Origin of the sequence: Sphaerochaeta sp. UBA5836, from assembly GCF_002432845.1 — a bacterium.
Classification (GTDB): Bacteria; Spirochaetota; Spirochaetia; order Sphaerochaetales; family Sphaerochaetaceae; genus Sphaerochaeta.
This window is the reverse complement of sequence record NZ_DJGW01000025.1, coordinates 1-478: the sequence shown is the minus strand read 5'-3', so window position 1 is coordinate 478 and position 478 is coordinate 1. Positions and strand designations below refer to the sequence as shown.

The window sequence follows — 478 nt, the reverse complement described above, 5'->3', positions numbered from 1 at the left end:
CCAACCCCAATCCCGAGATCGACTACGAGCTGGCGATGTCCACCCGCAGCGACCTGATCATGGCAACCGGAAGAAGCGATTATCCGAACCAGATCAACAACGTACTCGGCTTCCCCTTCATTTTCCGAGGTGCTTTGGATGTCCGTTCGGTCATCATCAGCGAAGGCATGAAGATGGCAGCCGCCAAGGCTCTTGCTGCACTTGCAAAAGAACCGGTTCCTGCCTCCGTCGAGAAGGCCTATGGTGGGCAGAAGTTCAGTTTCGGCCGCAACTACATTGTTCCCAAGCCGTTCGATCCCCGCGTCATCGAATGGGAAGCAGTGGCGGTTGCCAAGGCTGCGTGCGAGGAAGGTCTTGCTGCAAAGCCCATCACTGATTGGGAAGCCTATAGAGCTTCCTTGGTGAAGCGGATGGAGAAGTACTGGAAGTAATGTGTTTCATGTGTCTGGTGTTGAAGGCCGCCGTTTTGGCGGCCTTC

General features: G+C 55.4%; 1 pseudogene. It reads left to right on the top strand.

From position 1 onward, the window contains the following. Nucleotides 1-431 (top strand): annotated as a pseudogene (locus B3F49_RS01970) (malate dehydrogenase); the annotation flags it as partial. Nucleotides 432-478 lie beyond the last annotated feature (47 nt).